The 278-nt window shown below is 69.4% G+C and carries 1 protein-coding gene; it reads right to left on the reverse strand.

What is annotated here, in order from left to right; genetic code table 11:
- Window positions 1–278, reverse strand: a 278-nt coding sequence (locus SB822_RS56715; protein WP_410859055.1) for a LysR substrate-binding domain-containing protein, incomplete at both ends; no start/stop codon positions are given.

A 278-nucleotide genomic window follows, 5' to 3' on the forward strand; every position in this document is an offset into this window, starting at 1 on the left:
GAGACTGTGTGAGAAGCCGGACTTGTGTTTGCCTCCGGGTTTGCCTCGCGGTTCGCCTCGACGCTCGAGCTGCTCGTCAACGCCCCGCCCTGCTCGGCAAACTGCGCCCACGCAGCCGCGGCATTCGGCCTGAGCGAGCGGTTGCGGCGATGCACGAGCAGCGTCGTCAATGTCGCCTCGGGCGCGAGAGGCCGGCTCACGAGCGATTCGCCCACGGCGGGCCAATGCGAGTCGACGGGCAGCACGCCGACGCCGAGCCCGAGTTCGACCATGCGCAG

It is taken from the genome of Paraburkholderia sp. SIMBA_054 (genome assembly GCF_046534875.1).
Classification (GTDB): domain Bacteria; phylum Pseudomonadota; class Gammaproteobacteria; order Burkholderiales; family Burkholderiaceae; genus Paraburkholderia; species Paraburkholderia hospita.